Origin of the sequence: Methylococcus sp. EFPC2, from assembly GCF_016925495.1 — a bacterium.
Taxonomy (GTDB): domain Bacteria; phylum Pseudomonadota; class Gammaproteobacteria; order Methylococcales; family Methylococcaceae; genus EFPC2.
The window spans coordinates 1,438,710-1,457,375 of record NZ_CP070491.1 but is presented as its reverse complement, the minus strand read 5'-3'; the positions used below and the strand labels follow the sequence as shown (position 1 = coordinate 1,457,375).

Annotated in this window: 1 protein-coding gene (cut by a window edge); it reads left to right on the top strand. The window is 63.5% G+C overall.

All coding sequences use genetic code 11. The annotated features are described in order from the left end of the window. A protein-coding gene (locus tag JWZ97_RS06130; protein ID WP_205433913.1) for a CARDB domain-containing protein crosses the window boundary here: on the top strand, positions 1–18,666 show its end. 20,268 nt of this gene lie to the left of the window's left edge; the window shows 18,666 of its 38,934 coding nt (coding positions 20,269–38,934); its start codon lies beyond the left edge, outside the window; it ends in the stop codon at positions 18,664–18,666.

Sequence of the window (18,666 nt, the reverse complement as noted above, 5' to 3'; positions counted from 1 at the left end):
GCCGCCTTGAGCGACGAGGCCGCCCCCTACACCTTGATCGCGCAGGACGGCACGCGCTACGACATCGCCGTGGGCCGCGGGCTCACCGGCATCACTTTCGCCGACGGCGTGCACCTGACGGTGAGCGACAGCGGCATCGTCGGCCCCGACAATGCCGCCGTCGTCTTCACCAAGGACGCACAAGGCCGCCTCACCCACGTCACCGCGCCGGACGGCAGCGGCTACGACTACCGCTACGACGCACACGGCAATCTGGTCACGGCCCGCAATCTGTCGGCGGGCACGGGCCAGCGCTATGGCTATGCCGATCCGTCGACCCACCGCCTGACCCTGATCAGCGGCGGTGCCGGCAGCCAGGTCATCCGGTACGGCGACACGGCCCAGGTGCAAACCGCCAAGCAGGATCTGGGCGCCGCGCTCGCCTATCTGGGACAGACCTACACCGGCGCGATCGCCGCGGGCGACGCAGCGATCTACACCTTGGCCGTGCGCGCAAGCGAGGTGGCCCTGCCGCAAGGCGGCGCCTTCCTGCTGGGCGTGGAGCTCGGTGCCGCCGACGGCTCGGGCTTCGAGCCCGGCCTGCCGGCGATAGACGGCGCCTCGCCCATCGCCTCCGGCGTGCAGAACGGCAAGGCCTTTGCCATCTACCGTTTCGAACAGGCGGGCCTGCAAGCTCTGCGCGTGAGCGGCAACGGCGCGGGCGGCTACACCCTGCGTTTGTTTGCCGTGGGCGACATCAACGGCGACCAGCGGGTGGACGGCGTGGATACCGGCCTGCTGAGCACGGCACGCGGCACCCAGCAGGGCGATGCGGCCTATCTGCCGGCGGCCGACTTCAACCGCGATGGCCACGTCGATGCCGTGGACGTGCAACTGCTCTACGCCAACCTGGGCTTCTCGCCCAATGCGGCGCCGGTGGTGGGGACGGGCTCGGGCTTTACCCACGTCGACCTGACCACGGCGGTGAGCGTATCGTCCATCCTCAGCGATCCGGAAGGTGATGCGCTCACTTACCGCATCACCGGCAGCAGCGACCCGCAGCATCAGGTCCAGATATCCGGGGACGGCAGCAAGGTGCTGTTCACGCCCAAGCAGGGCTACGCCGGCGAGGCCTGGTTCACCATTGTGGCCGACGACGGCTACACCCAGTCCGAGACCGGCAAGGTATTCGTGACCGTGAGCGACGCACCGCTGTTGCGTATCGACTTTGCCAACCGCCGTCCCGACATCCGCTTGGGCAATGCCTGGAAGGCGAATATCACGGGCGATTTCGCCGATCAGACCGGCGTCGAGTTGAACGCGTCTTACGTGACGCTTTCCAGTACCGACCCGAGCATCGCCAAATTGCTGGGCAATGGCGCCCTGCAAGGCCTGAGCCAGGGCTTCGGCGCACTGGTGGCCACGCGCGGCAACATCACCGGCGCCACGGCGGTCGTGGTGGGCTCGCCCAATCCGTACGAGCATATTCAGCTTTTCACCGGGCTCGACGTCTATCCCGAGGCCCTGACCCTGGTAGTCGACGGCTACAAGCCCTTGCGCGTGCAGGTCAATGACGGCGACCTCGTCACCGCGGCCGGCAACGGCACGCTCTACTACGCGGGCAACAGTTCGGTGGTATCGGCCGGCGCCGATGGCCTGGTCACCGGCAAGCAGGTCGGGCTAGCCGATGTCACCGTGATCTACAAGGGCGTGGAGTTCGTCGTACCGGTGCGGGTACAGGCTCTGCAACAGGACCAGGCGGTGATCGGCGCGGACGGCGGCGCGGTGCAGGCCAGCGATGGCGCCGTCGTGACCATAGCGCCCGATTCGCTGGAAGGCACGCAGACCGTCAAATTCACCCATGTCGACCAGGCCGGTCTGCCCGCCGACCTGCCCATGCCGGCAGGCTGGGACTACCTGGCCGCCTACAAGCTCGAGTTCGGCGGCGATGCCCTCGCCACCCCGGCGCAACTGGCCATCAAGGTGGCCGACGACATTCCCGTCGGCAAGCAGCTCTACCTGCTGCGCTACGGCACGATACCCGATGCGCAGGGCCATATCAGCCCGATCTGGTGGCAGGACGAAGTCGCCGTGGTCGGGGCCGACCACATCGCGCGCACCAGTTCGCCGCCCTGGCCGGGCGTTCAACCGGCCGGCCTGTACCTGCTGGTCAATCCGCCCGAATCCGTCACGCTCGCGGCGGGCAAACTCACGGTCAACCTGCCGATCGGCGCCTTCCCGATCGCGGCGACGCTGCCCGGCGTGATGGCCACCGTCTCGCCTTTCTTCGCCGTCACATTCGACGTCAGCAAGATCAGCTATGTAGCCATCCCGACCACCGGCCTGCCGGTGGTCACCAGCGTGGATGTGCAACTCGATCCGGGGGCCGTCAACCAGGTCGAGGCCACCATAGCGCGGACTGCCAACACCGTGCCCCAGGCTCCGACCCTGCAAGCGGCGGCTTTCGAGTTCCGCAACATCAATGGCGAGACGGTGCCCGTGGCCATTCTCACGGGCCGTCAGTTCACTTCGGTGGCGGGCAGTACGGCGGGCTCCCGCTTCGTCGCCGTCTGGCGCGAACAGGACCAGGCCTACGAGGCCGACGTGGTCGGCCCCGTCACTCAATCGAGTGGCGGTCTCGAACAAATCGTGGTGCGCATTCCGCAGCAAGTCATCGCGGGCATCGCCGAATTGCAACTGGTGCGCATCGACACCGTGCCGGGTTACGACGAATGTACCCACCAGATCATCCCGGTCGAGAAGGCCTACGCCAGTAACCGGATCACGCTGCCGGCGGCGGGCGACTACGTGGTGGCCGCGATGTACGGCATCCACAATGGCCAGACTCAGGCCGAGCTGGGCGTGTACACGCAGGGCAATCCGGCCGAGCCCGATTTAGCAAAAGCGGCGGCGGCGCTGCAGTTGGTGGCCCGCATTCCCATCGGTCTGGAGCCGGCTCCCGGCGTGCCCTATGGCTTCGCCCGCGACACGACCCTGAGCAAGGACCACACGCGCGCCTACGTCACGCTGTCCGGACAGTCCTCGGTGGCCGTGGTCGACATGCTGGCGCTGCAACAAGTCGATGCCGATCTGAATAAGCCCGGCATCAATCAGATCCAGTTGCCGGCCGGCTCGTCGCCGTTCTGGATCGAGATCGACAAGACAGATCACTACGCCTATGTGGCCGACGAGAACGCCTACACCGATCCGTCCAACCCGAATCTGCCCAAGGGCCGCATCTACGTCATCGACATCGACCCGAAATCCGCCAAGTTCCATCAATTGGTGCAGACCATCGAGGTCGATGCGGCCGGGCGCGGCCTGCGCCAGATCATGGTGTCGGACGACGGCAAGCGTTTGTACGCGGCCGCGCCCAACCGCGACGGCAGCCTGCCCAAGGAAGCCACCGACCTGGCCAGCAGCCGCCTCGTCGTGGTCAACATCGATCCGGCCGACAAGCCCGAAGACCCCGACCAGAACACCCGCCATTACTGGGAGCAGATCGGCGCGTTCGAGACCGGGCAGGAAACCTACGCCCTGCAGAGCACCGGCGATCCCAGCCGCGTCCTGTATACCGACCGCCACATCGACGATCCCAGCGGCATTGGCCAGTTCGTGGTCGGCAACGACGATCCGCTGGCTTTCGACGGCATTGCCTCACCCCTGGCGGCCCTGACGCTGGGTTCCGGCAACGACACCTTCGACGTCAACAACGCCCATGCTTTGCTCGTGCTGCCTGCCGATGCGCTGAAAGCGTCCATCGGTTCGCACCCCGAATACATCTTCGTGGCGGGATTCAACCGCTTCATCCAGGGCGTACCGTCGTCCGACCCGAATGCCAACGGCGGGTCGCCGCCGTCGGGCAGCAACATCGGCATCATCCGCGACGGGCAGTTGGTTGCGGCCACCACGCCGATACCGATCGGCGTCATCGACAACCTGGTTTTCGCCAGCGGCTACAACTATCTGTACGCGGGTTACCGCGGCGTGTCCGCAGGGGAGGGCGGTACCGGCGCCAGCTTCGTGTACAGCCTGGTCAACTTGGTCGGCCAGGTCGAGGAAACCTACGATTCGTCCATGCGCGACTTGATGCTGAGGTACCCGATCGAGCGTTTCTACCACAATTCCCCTGAGCTGATGCCCCTGCAGGAAGACCTGCAAGGCTTCAACGGCGAGATCGACATCCGGGCGGATTACCGCATCATCAGCGCCAACTCGGTGGCCGGCCGTTTCACGTTCGGCGTTCCCTACGCGATGGATGGCCATGGTCATTATGTAAACTCGGCCGGTGGTGTACTGCCGTATAAGCGCAACAGCGATGGCAACTGGCTGGACGCCAACAATCAGCTCATCGTGGACGCGCAAGGCCGTCCGACTGTCCCGCCCGATGTGGTGATTTCGCCTTATGCGCCCATCGCCACGGGCGGCTCGCCGCGCGGCTATTCGGCCCATCCGACCTCGACCGCACCCGGCCCGCGCGTGTGGAACCAGCTCATGCTGGGACGCAAGTGGGGCATCGACGCCCGAGCCGATTTGGGTGTGCGCGATCTGCTGGCCGAGATCGACAAGCCGCAGGACTGCCCCGACGACAAATACAATTCCGAGGTGCAGCTCGATACCGGTGCGGTGGTCGAAACCCACAACCTGGTGTCCTACCAGTCCATGGGCCAGACCCACCAGTTGCAGCTGGTCTACAACTCGCTGTCGGCCGACGCCAGCCCCATCCTCAACTTCGGCTGGGAGAATATCGGAGCCGAGCTGCAGCAATATCTGGCTAAGGCCAAACCCAGTGAACTGTCGACTTCGGGCGATGCGTTGCTGGAAGTTCAGGTCACCTTCAGCGGTGAACACGGCTCGCTGACCACCGACAAACGGTATTGGCGCGTCGCGTCCAACGCCAACGACATCAGCGTGGCCTTGCAGGCCGATCTCAGCTCGCTGCCGTCCGGCTATTACGGCTACACCATCAACGCCAAGTTGTTCGGCAAGGATCGCGTCAGCACCGGTACGCTGATGCTGGACAACAAGTCGCAGAGCGCGTTCGGCCGCGGCTGGACGCTCTCCGGCTTGCAGGAGCTCAACGTCGGCGCGGACGGCAGCGTGCAGATCAGCGACGGCGGCGGCAACCAGCAGCCCTTCGATCTCGAAGCGGAACCTGCCATGGCCGCCGGAACCTGCCCGGACGGCGATGTCGATAAGACCTATACCTCGCGTCAGGACGCCAAGTCCAGGCTGGAAAAGCTCATCGACGGGACCTACCGGCGTACGCTGGAAGACGGCACGCGCTATATCTATAGCGCGCCGTCCGAAGATCCGCAGGGCAAGCCGGTCTCCGGCAAGCTCATCAGCGTCACGGATCGTTACGGCAACGTCACCCAGTATGGCTACGACAGTAGCGGCAAGCTGCTGTCCATCACGGATCCGGCCAAGCTGGTCACGCAGTTCGGTTACAGCGGCGACAAGGTCACCAGCATCACCGATCCGGCCGGCCGCGTGACCCACCTGGGCTACACCGGCAAAGACCTGACACGCATCACCGACCCCGATCAGTCCGAGCGTAGCTTCGGCTACGACACCAAGGGTCACATGACGCTGGAGATCAACAAGCTCGGCGGCAACGAGGTCAATACCTATGGTTTCCACGGACGCGCCGAGACGGCTCATCGTCCGGACGGCACCGAGGTGGCGGTCGACGCCTGGCAGGTGCAGGGCCTGGCCAATCCGGCCGACACGGCCAGCCGCGATAACCCGGCCTTCGTGCTAAGCAAGAAGCTCGACGAGCTGACGGCCACCTACACGTTCGCCAACGGCAACGAAAAAACCGTCACCTTCAACGAGCGCGGGCAGGTTCTGGAAGAACGCGACACCTACGGCCTGGTCGAGAAGTTCGAGCGCGACGCCATGGGCAACGTGCTGCGCTATACCAACGAGGAAGGCCACGTGGTGGTCTCCACCTACGACGAGCGCGGCAACCGCACCAGCTTCAGCGACGAGGAGTCCGCTCCCGGCGCCAAGACCGAGCTGACCTACGAAGGCGCCTACAACCAGATCACCAGCCTCACCGACGAGCTGCACCGCACCACCACGTACGAGATCAACGCCAAGGGCAATGTGGAGTTGATGCGCAACCCCGACGGCGGCGAATGGGCCTACACCTATTATCCGCAGGGCATGGTGCACACCGCCACCGATCCCTACGGCCACCAGACCGCGTATTTCTATGACGCGCAAGGTCGCCTGGCCACCGTGCGCAATCCGGACGCCAGCACGCGCAGCTACACTTACGACCTGGCCGGCAACGTGGCCAGCATCAGCGACGAAAACGGCAAGCTTACCGTTTTCGAATACGATGCGATGAACCGGCTGGTTCGTACCATCCAGCCTGTGGTTGAGGTCAATAGCCAACCTGGAGGCCCTCTAGCCGGTTACAACCCTGTAAACCCGGTTCTTGAATTCGGATACGACCAGGCCGGCAACCAGATCTCCTCGACCGACGCCAACGGCCACATCACCTCCAGCACCTACGACCAGCTCGGCAAACTGCTCACCCGCACGGCGGCCGACGGCGGCGTCACCACCTACCACTACAACGCCAAGGGCGAACTGGAGTGGATGGAAGACGCGCTGCACCAGCGCACCACCTACAGCTACGACCTGCGCTACCGCCAGCGTTTCGCGACCGACGCGCTGGGGGGCGTGACCGAATACCGTTACGGCGCGGGCCACACGCCCGAGACCATCATCGACGCCGAGGGTCACGCGACGCGCTACGAGTACGACGCTCGAGATCGTCTGGTCAAGCGCACCGATGCCCGGGGCAAGGAACTGGTCAACGTCTACGACGCGGCCAACAACCTGGTTTCGACGACCAACGAAGCGAACCAAACCACCGTCTATGTCTATGACGCGGTGAACCGGCGCACCGGAGTCATCGACGCACTCAACCACGCCACGACGACGGAGTACGATCTCGCCGGCAACGTCACCTCGGTGAAGGACGTGCTGGGCCGTTTGACGGTCTACCAGTACGACTTGCGCAATCGCGTGATTTCGATCACGGACCCCGATCATCACGCGGCCCGCAACGAATACGACCACGTGGGCAACCGCACCGCCTCGATCGACGAGCTGGACCGCCGCACCGACTACGGCTACGACGCGCTCAACCGTCTGATCACCATCACCCAGCCCGATCCGGACGACAACGGCCCCGCTCAGCGGCCCGTAACCCGATTTGAATACGACGCGGCCGGCAACCGCAGCAAGGTGATCGACGCCCTCGGCCATAGCACCGAGTATCTCTACGACGAGGCCAATCGCGTCATCAAGGTGATCAACGCGCAAAACAAGGCGACGTCTACGGAGTACAACCTCAACGGACGTGTCACCGCGACCATCGACGCCCTGGGTCGCCGCACCGAGTACGTGTACGACGAGCTCAACCGGCTTATCGAGACTCACATGCCCAGCCCGGACCAGCCCGACGTGCTGAGCACCGTTATCAAGCGCAGTTACGACAAGGTCGGCAACAACAAGACCTTTACCGACGCCGAAGGACGGGTTACCGAATACACCTACGACGAGCTCAATCGCCTCATCGCGACCAAGGATGCGCTGAACGGCGTCAGTCGGACCGAATACGACGAGATCGGCAATACCACCGCCGAGATCGATGCCCTCGGCCATCGCACCGACTACGCCTACGACGACCTCAATCGCCTGATCAGGGTCACCGAGCCGGCGCCGGGCGGCGCCATTGCGGCGGCGGTCACGACCTACGAATACGACGAGGTCGGCAATCGCACCGCCATGGTGGATGCGCTCAATCACCGCACCGAATACGGCTACGACCAACTCGACCGTCTGGTGTCCACCACCAATGCGATGGACAAGTCCTCACTGCGCAGCTTCGATGCCGTGGGCAACCTGGTCGGCTCGACCGACGAACTCGGTCGGATATCGCGTTTCGAATACGATGCGCTCAATCGCCTGATCAAGACCACCCAGCCCGATCCGGTGAGCGGGAACAGCAGCCCGGATTCGCCCGTCACCCTCTACGAATACGACGCGGTGGGTAACCAGATCAAGGTGACCAATGCAGTCGGTGCCGTGACCCTGGCGGGCTACGACGAACTGAACCGGCTCGTCAGTTGGACGGATGCCTTGGGGCATACGGGCTCGCACACCTACGACGCGGTCGGCAGGGTCATCACGCAGACCGACGAACTGGGCCGCAAGACCACCTATGGCTACGACCTGCTCGACCGGCGCATCGCCATTACCAGCGAAGACCCGGATGGCAATGGCCCGCAGACCGCTTCGGTCACCGCGTTCACCTACGACCTGGTGGGCAACCTGCTCAGTCAGAAAGACGCGCGCGGCAACACCGAGCACTATGTCTACGATAAGCTGAACCGCCAGATCGAAGCGATCGACGCCTACAATCAGAAGACCCTGACGTCCTACGACGCTGTGGGCAACCTCATGTCGCGGACCGACAAGCTCGGCCATGTCACCACCTTCGACTACGACGACCTGAACCGGCGCATCAAGATGACCGAGGCGGATCCGGACGGGGCCGGCGGCCTCGACGCGCCGGTGACGCGATACAGCTACGACAAGACGGGCAAGCTGCTGTCGGAAGTCCGTTTGACGCACGATGCCGCGATTGCGTATGACAGCGACGGGCGTTTCGCCGGCGCCGCGGATCCTCGGGCGCAGGCCACCACCTACGAATACGATGAGCTGAACCGGCGGACGAAGATGACTCAGCCGGATCCGGACGGTGCAAGCGGTCCGCATGCCTCGCCGGTCACGACATTCACCTACGATGACTTCGGCAATCTGACGTCGACGACGGATGCCAGGGGCGGGGTGACCTCGCATGTGTTCGACCGCTTGAACCGTCTCATCAAGACCGTCACTGCGGATCCGGATGGCGCCGGCGGCATGGCGGCGTCGGTGACGCGCTTGAGCTACGACAAGGTGGGCAATTTGCTGTCGGAAGTCCGTTTGACGTACGACGCCGACATTTCCTACGACAGCGACGGGCACTTCATCGCTGCTGCCGATCCTCGGGCGCAAGCCACCCGCTATGAGTACGATCTCCTGAAACGGCTCATCAAGGTGACGAAGCCCGATCCGGATGGCGCGGGCAGTCTGGGCACGCCGGTGACGCGCTTGAGCTACGACAAGGTAGGCAATCTGCTGTCGGAAGTCCGATTGACGTACGACGCCGATATTTTCTACGACAGCGATGGGCACTTCGTCGACACCACCGATACACGGGCGCAAGTCACGGCCTATGAATTCGATGCCCTGAATCGGCGTATCAAGATGACTGAAGCGGATCCGGACGGAGCCGGCGGTCTCGGCACGCCGGTGACGCGATATAGCTACGACAAGACGGGCAATCTGCTGTCGGAAGTCCGTTTGACCCACGATGCCGCGATCGCGTACGACGGCGACGGGCGTTTTACCGGTACCGCGGATCCTCAGGCGCAGGCTACCACCTACGAATACGATGCGCTGAACCGGCGGACCAAGATGAGCCGGCCGGATCCGGATGGGGCCGGTGGTCCGCGAACATCGCCGGTCACGACGTTCACCTACGACGACTTGGGCAATCTGGCGTCGACGAAGGACGCCAAGGGCGGGGTCACGTCGTATGCCTACGACGACTTGAACCGCCTCATCAAGACCGTCATGGCGGACCCCGACGGGGCCGGCGCCCTCGAGGCGCCGGTGATCCGCTACAACTACGACGGTTTCGGCAACCGGGTCACGGAAGTGAGGCTGAGCAAGGACGCGGACATCAGCTACGACGCGCAGGGCCGAGTCCTCAGCGTGGCCGATCCCAATGCCGAGGTCACGAGCTACGAATACGACGCGCTGAACCGGCGGACCAAGCTGAGCCTGCCCGATCCGGACGGGGCCGGTGGTCCGCACACCTCGCCGGTCACCACGTTCGACTACGACGACTTGGGCAATCTGGTATCGACGACGGACGCCAGGGGCGGAGTGACGTCGTATGCCTACGACAGCCTGAACCGCCTCATCAAGACCGTCATGGCGGATCCCGACGGGACCGGCGGCCTCGACGCGACGGTGATCCGCTACAGCTACGACGGTTTCGGTAACCGGGTCACGGAGGCTCAGTTGAGCAAGGATGCGGACATCAGCTACGACGCGCAGGGCCGAGTCCTCAGCGTGGCCGATCCCAGGGCCGAGGTCACGAGTTACGAATACGACGCGCTGAATCGGCGGACGAAGCTGAGCCAGCCCGACCCGGATGGGGCCGGTGGTCCGCAGACCTCGCCGGTCTCGACGTTCACCTACGACGATTTCGGCAATCTGGCGTCGACGAAGGACGCCAGGGGCGGAGTCACGTCGTATGCCTACGACGGTTTGAACCGTCTCGTCAAGACCGTCATGGCGGACCCCGACGGGGCCGGCACCCTCGACGCGCCGGTGATCCGCTACAGCTACGACGGTCTGGGCAACCGGGTCACGGAAGTAAGGCTGAGCAAGGATGCGGCCATCAGCTACGACGCGCAGGGCCGGGTCCTCAGCGTGGCCGATCCCAGGGCCGAGGTCACGAGCTACGAATACGATGCGCTGAACCGGCGGACGACGCTGCGCCAGCCCGACCCGGACGGGGCCGGTGGTCCGCAGACCTCGCCGCTTACCAAATACACCTATGACAGCCTGGGCAACCTGTTGACGGTGACCGACCCGTTAAACCAGGTCACCCAGTATGGCTATGACGCGCTGAATCGGCTGGTGGAAACCATCGATCCATTGGGCCATTCCACCACGACCCAATACGATGCCAAGGGGCGTGTGATCGCGATTACCGATGCCTTGCTCGGCACAACTCAATACCGATACGACGCACTGGGCCGCCGCATCCAGATCATCGGGGCCGATCCGGACGATGCCGGGCCGCAGACCTCGCCGGTCACGAGCTTCGATTACGATGCCATGGGCAACCTGGTGAGCACGACCGATGCGAGTGGTGCGACCACACGCTATCGCTACGACGCCCTCAATCGCCGGACACAGATCATCAGTGCCGATCCGGACGGCGCCGGGCCGCAGACCTCGCCGGTCACGAGCTACGGCTACGATGCCATGGGCAACCTGGTGAGTGTGACAGATGCGCTGGGTGCGACGTCCGCGTATTTTTACGATGGACTACATCGCCGCACGCAGTCCATCGGCGCGGACCCCGACGGCTCGGGTCCCCAGGACGCTCCGGTCACCGGCTACGGCTACGATGCCGTGGGCAATCTGGTGAGCGTGACCGATCCGCTCGGCCACAAGACGGAATACCTCTACGACGCGCTCAACCGCCGCATCCAGACCATCGACGCCGATCCCGACGGCAATGGCGCGCAGACCTCGCCGGTCACACGCTACGGCTATGATGCGATGGGCAACCTGACCAGCGTGACCGATCCGCTCGGGCATACCACGCTATACAGTTACGACCTCCTCGACCGTATCGTCGCAACCACGGCTCCGGATCCGGACGGCAGCGGCCCGCAAATCGCCGCGACCTCGCGGTATGGCTATGACGCGGCGGGCCGGCTGGTTTCCGAAACCGACCCATTGGGCGCGGTGACGCAATACGTCTACGACGCTGCCGGCCGCCGCATCGAAACGATTGCGCCGGATCCGGACGGCAGCGGATCTCAGGCTTCCCCGGCCACCCATTACGCTTACGATGCGCTGGGCAATCTGTTGACCGTGACGGATGCCCTGAACGGGGTGACTCAATTTACGTATGACCGTCTCTCCCGTCTGGTCAAAAAAATCGACCCCTACGGCGCCACGACGACGTATACCTATGACGCCATGGGTCATCGTCGTACCCAGTCTGACCGGAACGGCCGCACCACGCGTTGGAGTTACGACGATCTGGGTCGCCAGATCAAAGAAGAATGGCTGGATGCCCAAAGCAATCCGATACGGACCATCAGCCGTATCTACGACGCCTTGGGCCAGCTGACCCGTGTGTCGGACATCGACTCCACCTGCACCTATACCTACGACCTCCTGGGCCGCATGACCTTGGAAGACAATGCCGGTACGCCGGGTGTCCCGAACGTGGTTCTGGCCTACGGCTACGACGCGGCGGGCAACCTCGATACGGTCGACGAGACCATCGCCGGTCAGGCCGCAGGTTCGACCCGGTATGAACAGGACGGCCTCAATCGCGTCATCCGCATCACCCAGAGCGGCGCCGGCGTCGCCGACAAGCGGGTGGATCTCGCTTATGACGCTGCCGGCCAATTCGAAAGCATCCGCCGCTATGGCGATCTGAACGGCAATACGCTGCTTGCTTCCACCGCCTACACGCGCGACGGTGCCGGACGACTGGTGCGCCTGGCTCACGGTGGCGCCGGTGGGCAGATTGCCGACTATCAGCTGACTTTGGATGCCGCCGGCCGGCTGACCCAACTCGTCTCGACCGACGGTACCGCCACCTTCGGCTACGACGCTTTGAGCCAGTTGATCAGCGCCGACTACAGCTATCAACTCGATAACTCGTATGAGTACGACGCCAACGGCAATTCAGCCAACGCGGGTGTCGTCAATGACGCCAATAACCGCGTGCTGTCCGATGGAGCCTACACGTATGACTACGACGGCGAAGGCAACCGTGTTCGCACAACCGAGACCGCTACCGGCCGGGTAACAGAATACCAGTGGGACTACCGCAACCGGCTCGTGGCTTTGAACGTCAGGGATGCTTCAGGCAAGGTTCTGAAGTCGGAATCGTTCCGCTACGACAGCTTCGACCGCCGGATAGCCAGCACGCTGGACGCCGACGGCGGCGGCGCCGGTGCGGCTCAAACGGAACACTACGTTCTGGATCGCAACCAGATCGGACTGGTATTTGACGATGCGGGAGGGATTAAAGAGCGTTACGTCTATGGGCCGCAGATCGACATGGTCTTGGCCGAAGAGACTAACGGCCAAATCCACTGGCTGCTGTCCGACCAGATCCTGAGCGTGCGCGATGTCATCGACGCCTCCGGTACGGTACATGACCATCTGACCTACGACAGCTTCGGGCAGATCACCAACCAGACGGACGCAGCCTATCAGCCGCGCTTCACCTATACGGGACGGGAATTCGACGCCGACTCCAAGCTCTACTATTACCGGGCTCGCTACTACGATGCTTCCCTGGGCCGTTTCATCAGCGAAGATCCCAAGGGATTCGCTGCCGGCGATATCAATCTGTATCGATACGTCGGCAACAGTCCGCTCAATGCGATCGATCCGTTTGGGCTGGAATCCCTGCCAATGGAAGTACTTTCCGAGGTTGGCAGAGACTTGGCGGCGGCTCCAGTCGCGGTCGGGCATTTCTTTGCATCCTTCGCGACAGGCGTCGCGGATCTGGCCTGGGGGGTTGCGGATCTCACCTATTTCAACTTGAAAGTCATCGGCGGAACGATCAACGCCGGCTTGTATGAGGCGACCGGCAACGAGTCGTTCAAGAAGAACGCCGACTTGCTTTACAACGAGTCGATAGGCCCGATCGTCGATAAATGGAATGACCCTTGCACCGACAAGTTGCATTTGATCTTCAGCCTGCCGGGAATGATTTCGCCGGAAAAGGGATTCACAGCCCGGCTGGAGGAATGGGAGGACAAGCAGTTCAACAGGCTCTCGCCAAAAACCCGGGATGCTCTGAAAGCGGCGAGGGACGCCACGGACATCGCCAGTATCGTTCTGGATCCGCTTGCCGCTACGGGCGTCGCAGCGAAAGGAAAGCGCGCCGTGACGGCTGCGGAAGCTCTGCTGGATATGGGTTCCGCGAGCCGTGCCGCGCGTGCGGAACAGGCCGCCGAGAGAGCGGCCCGCGCGGAGAAGATCGTGACGGAGATGAGAGCCGCGCGGGCGGCGGATGACGCCAAGCGGGCGGAACGTTCCAGGGCCCTGGCTCCTTTCTTTGAGGATCTGCAGGCGAGAGGGTTTGGGCGAAATACGCAACAGCACGTCGACAACTTGGTTCAGCACGGCATCGAACCGCCCCGTTACACCGGCGTCGACAGCGTAGTGGGCAATCCGAAACCGAAGGAGCCCAAGAGCTTGGGAGGCGAGGTCTTCGACGCACTCAAGAAGCAGGCAAAGAAATTGGGGCCTGAAAGCGCTGCAACCGGACGGCAAAAAGCGGTCATCAATAGCTTCGCCCATGCTAATGACTTGGAGATCGCGATACGCGCCGCCCCCGATCCCATCACCGCCTTGGTTACCAAAATCGGTTCGGCGCTTGGCCTGCCAGGCAAACCGGAAGCTATCAAGGCGAAATCATGGTTCGGCGTGTTGCGCGATCCCGAAACCGGTCGCTGGTATCGCAGCGACCTTGATCTGGCCTGGGTCAAGGACAATAGAACAGGGAAGTATCTCAACAACCAGGAAGTGCTCGATCGCGTAGTAGATCCGCTGAACCGGGCACTCATCAAGGCGGGAGACAAGGAGGCCTCGTTCATCCACGGCGCTCACTTCACCATGCACGCGCCTGAGGGCGGTTATCTTAGCAACCATATGATCGCTAATAAGATTGGCGATCCGGGGCCGGTCAATGTGTTTACCGGCAAGGGGATACAAACCCTCCCGAACGCCGCCGAGGTACGCACAGCGGCTCTTGCAAGCGATGGCGGACTGCACTGGAACGCCGGCTGGGGCGAGGGCAAGGCGACGGAACGCGAAGTACGCATCGCACAGGCACGGAGGGCAATTTTCGGGGCGATTTCCGACAGCTCTGCATCACGCGAAGGCCATTTCCCATTGCCGGGCGGTGGCGGTTCCATGACTGGCCCGCGCCCGATTCAACTCACTCAAGTGTTTGATCCATTGGAGGTGCGCCTGGACGAAATTGGCCGCTACAACGGCGTTTCTCGACCTGAAACGGTTTTCCCCAGCGGTCCGCTACCGATCGATGCAGCGCGTCAGGCGGAAATCGACCAGGTCACCGCTTTTGCCGACAATTTCCTGCGCAACCGTTTCCAGGGTGCCGTCGAGACAGCCCTTGATGGCGGCGCCGTCAGCCCATGGCTGAGTCGCGCGGGCAACCACTACTATGACCCGGCATGGATTACGCAGAACTTCCCGAACGTCGCCCAGGCGTATCCGGAGCTGGTTCGTGCTGAGCCAGCCTTCGCGGGCTACAGCGAGCAGCAGGTGACCAATCTCTTTGCGCAGGCATATGGTCTCCCGCAGCCCATACAATTGATCGGGGGCCAACAAGGCTTGCCTAAAATCACGCCTACCATCCCCACGCCCATATTCCCGACTCGGGGGGGCGTGGCCGACCATTTGGCGGCGCTCTATGGTTACGACGAAATCCGTAGGGGAGATATTCCGGACTTCCTGTCGGGCCACGAGCCCACCTTACTCCCTAACGGCAATCTGCGTGGCGACGTAGTGCAGGTAGCATTGCCGGACCAAAACGGTCTATCCGATACCCTGGCGGCCCTGTCGCTTAGCGACACCGCCCTGAGCTTGTGGAGGCAAGCTTTGGGTGGCCTGGCCGACATGGGGGTCCGTGTCAGCATCGCCGACCTGCCCGAAGGCGAATTGGGCCACGCCTACATCACCCGACTCGATGCAGACGGCAAACCCTCCGAAGGCAAGATCGTGCTGGATTGGAACGCGGATGGTCACGGCTGGTTCGTCGATGCCACGCCACTGGATGCGTCCGAGTTTGCCGATCCCAATTCCGCCGCTGCCGGCCGCTACGACCTGTTCACCGTGCTGGCGCACGAAGTGGGCCACACGCTGGGTATGTTGCAAGGCTACTCGGGCTTCGACCGGCATGTCGTTGCCGGACCGGATGGTGTGCCGGTATTCACTACGCAAGATATCAGCGTGATGCTGTCGGGCGACGGGAACCACCTGAGCGATACCCAATATGCCGACGACTTGATGGCCGACAGCCTGAGTCTGTCGCAACGCAAGCTGCCCTCGGCGCTGGACGCGCAAATTCTCGTGGCCGCGCGCGGTAGTCAACCGGTCACCGGCCAAGTCGGCACCTCGGTGCTCATCGGTCCGGCCCGTGTGGATACGGGCGCCATCCCGAGCGTTCCGGTCAAAGGCGGTTTCAGCGTTGGCGATGTCGACTCACCTGACTTCGGCTGGATACTCTCCGGCGGTGCCGGGGTGATCAACGGTCAGGGTGTATTGGCCGAAGACCCGACGCGTGCCACGGGCCTGAAGCAGACCTTCAACCTGCCCAGCCAGGGCGGGAAGTTGTCGTTCAAGATCACCGACGCGCTGTTCTCGCATAGCGGCAGCGGTCCGCAGGACGCCTTCGAAGTTGCCTTGCTCGACGCGGTGACCCGATCGCCCTTAGCGGGCATCGTCGGCATGGACGGGACCGATGCGCTGCTCAACATCCAGGCCGATGGCACGGTGCATGCCGCTGCGTCGGTGCATATCGATGGCCTGGTTGCGGGCAAACTGCCGGCCAGCCTGTCGTCTTCCGTCACCGTGACCATAGATCTGGCCGGCGTGGCACTCGATCATGCGGCGGTGCTTTACTTCGATCTGCTCGGCTTCGGCAGCGTGGGCAGCCGTGTCGTCATCGACGACGTCCAGGTTGGCGGCGATAACACCGCGCCGGTGGCCCAGGACGATGTCATCGAGGTGACCGAGGACACCGCCAAGACCTTCGATCCGCGGGCCAACGACTCGGATGCGGACGGCCAGGCGCTGAGCCTGTCCATCGTCACCGGTCCGAGCCATGGGGTCCTGGTGCTCAACGCCGACAGCAGTTTCACCTACACGCCGGCGGCCGATTACTTCGGGGCCGACAGCTTCACCTATAAGGTCAACGACGGTCAGGTCGACAGCAACGTGGCGACGGTCAGCCTGACGGTCAAGCCGGTCAACGATGCACCGGTGCTGGACTTGCTGGATCAGGTCGCCGCGCAGGAAGGCCAGGGGCTGGAACTGCAGGCGGTGGCGCATGACGTCGATGCCGGGGATAGCCTGACCTACAGTCTGGACGCAGCGCCCGCCGGGGCCAGCATCGACGCCGTCAGCGGCGTCATCACCTGGGCCGCGCTGGACGGCGAGGCCGACTACGGCTTCACCGTGCGCGCCACGGATGCCGCCGGGGCCTTCGCGCTGGACAGCTTCAACGTACATGTCGCCAATGTGGCGCCGCTGCTGACCCTGACCGGCAACGACCACAGCTTTACCGGCGAGACCTATACGGTGGACTTGAGTCATAGCGACCCGGGTAGCGACACGATCACGGCATGGGAGCTCGACTGGGGCGACGGTGTGGTCGAAACGATCACCGGCGATGCCAACCAGGCCAGTCATGTTTACCAGGGCCTCGGCGGTTCCGTGCAGATCCGCGCCCAGGCCCGGGATGAAGACGGCCTCTACCAGCTCAATCCGCTCACCCTGGAAATCCTGCCGCTGCCGCTGCAGGTCGCCCACCTGGCCTACGACGGCAACGGCTTCGCAGTGCGTTTCAACGAAGCTTTCGATCCCACCGTCATCAACCTGTACGACAGCGCGCTGGTGGGACTGGGGGCTGCCGATGTGATCCTGACCAGTACAAGCAGCGGCGTCATCAAAGGCTCCCTGATCGTCGACGCCGACAGCAAGGGCTTCCGCTTCCACAAAACCGGACTCGCTCTGGCGCCGGACAGTTACACCCTGACCTTGAAGAGTGGTCTTCAGGCCTTCCACAGTGCTCAAGGCACGCTGGACGGCAACGGCGACTACCTGCCCGGTGACGACTTCGTCTTCCAATTCACGGTGCAGCAACCCGGCACGGTCAGGCTCAGTCTCCCCGACTTCCTGCGCGGACCGGGTCAGGGGGTCAACGTGCCGACGGCGACGGGGCAGGGCATCCCGCTCAAGCTAACCAGTGCCGGCGATATCAAGACGCTCGCCTTCGTCATTCGCCACGACCCGGCGCTGCTGCGTATCAGCGGCGCCAGCTTGGCTGGCAGCCTACCCGCAGGCATCACGCTCAGCGTGGACACATCGATCGCCGGACATACCGTCATCCACATCGAGTCGCCCACCGCACTGGCGGCGGGCACCTACAGCCTGCTCAACCTGCAGGCCGACGTCCCGGCCACCGCGCCTTACTTCGCTCGTCAGGTGCTCGACATCGGCCAGGTGATGGTCAACGGCGTCGCCACCACGGCGGCCGACGACGACGCCCTGCACGTGGTCGGCTATATCGGCGACGTCAACGGCAGCCAGAAGCTGGAAAAAGACGACGTCACCCTGATCCAGCGCGTGCTGGTCAAGACCGATAGCGGCTTCGTCGCTTGGCGTGACCTTGATCCCCTGATGATTGCCGACATCGACGGCAATGGCTACATCACCTCGATCGACGCCACCCGGGTTTATCAGGAGCAAAGCGGTTACGACCGGGCGGAGATCCCCAACGTCCCCGACCCTGTCACCCTGGCCAGGATGAAGGAAGAGTTATTGGCCTCGGGTTATCCCTATCTGCCGACCCACGTGCCGCAGATCGACCTGGGGGGCTGGTACGCCGACACGGTGTTCACGCCGGACGGCAGCTTGGCCAAGAAGGACTGGCGCAAGAAATTCGTCACCAACCTTAACCAAAATGCCCCCACCCGCGAACTCGCCAGTCTCATGCGTATCAGCCTGGACGCTTCGACCAAGCCATCCTAG